Source organism: Streptomyces alkaliphilus, from assembly GCF_014141535.1.
Classification (GTDB): Bacteria; Actinomycetota; Actinomycetes; order Streptomycetales; family Streptomycetaceae; genus Streptomyces; species Streptomyces alkaliphilus.
Map to the genome: position 1 here is coordinate 1 of NZ_VKHT01001187.1, position 1,365 is coordinate 1,365.

1 protein-coding gene is annotated in these 1,365 nt (G+C 68.0%); it reads right to left on the minus strand.

The genetic code is table 11. The features are described 5' to 3' along the window. Window positions 1-564: 564 nt before the first annotated feature. Complete coding sequence (locus FNQ90_RS23320) at window positions 565-942, minus strand: STAS domain-containing protein (protein WP_182608160.1); 378 nt, start codon at window positions 940-942, stop codon at window positions 565-567. Window positions 943-1,365: the final 423 nt, after the last annotated feature.

A 1,365-nucleotide genomic window follows, 5' to 3' on the forward strand; every position in this document is an offset into this window, starting at 1 on the left:
GTCCTGCTTCGCAGGAACGACGCAACGGGCCTGCGGCCCGGTAGGCTCGAAAAGCACTGCGCGCTTTTCGAGGGCATTCCCCTTCGGGAAATGCCGGGAATTCGCTCCGCGAATTCCTTGGTGAATTGCTCCGCAATTCACCGCGCCCCGGGTCACGGGGGCGGACCCGGTGGTGGGCGGGTGCGGGAACGGTCACCGGACCATCCGTTCGAGGGACGGATGGTCTCTTCTGGTCGATCGCCTTGACGGACTTGGGGCGCCCCGGGCGTGCTGTCGGGTGGCGTGAAAACCACCGGGTCAGATGTGATGCATCACCGGTAGGTGTTGGGAAATGCGGCCACCGCCCTTTCCGGACGGGGATGATTGTCGCGTGAGGTGTTTTTCGTGGCCTGTTTCGATGAGGGGAGAACCGGTGGCCAGTGGATCGAATTCCGGTGGGGAATTCACGCTTCGGCCGCATCAGCGGGAGGCGGCAGAGGCGATCGTGCGGGGCTTGGCCGCTGTCTCCGGCGGTGAGGCACGGGGCACGGTGGTGATGGTCTCGGGCCCGGGGCCCGGGGAAAGCTATTCCTTCAGTGCCTCGTCGAGAGTGTCGCGGCATTCGATGAAGGCATCGATACCGACGATCCCCATGGTGCGTTTGATCATGTCGGTGGGGGCCACCAGACGCAGCCGCCCACCGGCCGCGCCCAGGGCCCGGTGGGCGGCGATCAGGGCGTTGAGGCCGGTGGAGTCCAGGAAAGACACCCGCCGCATATCGAGCACCAGCCACGGACGGGGGCCGGGCGGGACCGTGAGTGCCTCGGCGAAGACCGCCCTGTTGTGGTAGTCGATCTCCCCGGCGAGGGTGACCACCCGCACGCCACCGTCACCGGCCCGGGAGACCCACAGTTCCTCGGGCTCCTCGGCCCGGTCGGCACTCCAGGGATCCACCTCGCTCATGCCGCCGATCCTGACACACCGAACCCCCTTCCCCCGCGGCGCCCTCCGGGGTCCCCCGCCCGACAGAAACCCGGTGGAAGCCCTGGGAGAACCGGGTGACCCTCCCCTCCGAACCCGGGCACGCACGGGAAAACCGATGAAAGGGAAACCGTGGTGACGACACCAACCAACCACGCCGACCAACAGCAACACCGCCCCCGGGCCGCACGCCCCCCGACAGCCGCTCCGGAAGACACCGCCCGTGACATCTCCCGGTCCCGGACCTGACCACCGACTCCACCCACTCGCCCCCGACCCGACCCGACACATGGTGGAACTCACCCGATCGACGGACAGCGAACCGGTCACCAACACCTGCGCATACACTCCCGACCCCTGCCGGGGGAACCACACCACACCTCACTCACCCGCACCCCGCACCCC

Coding starts and splice junctions, on each gene's coding strand:
- FNQ90_RS23320 (WP_182608160.1), bottom strand. CDS start 942: ATGAGCGAGGTGGATCCCTGGAGTGCCGACCGGGCCGAGGAGCCCGAG.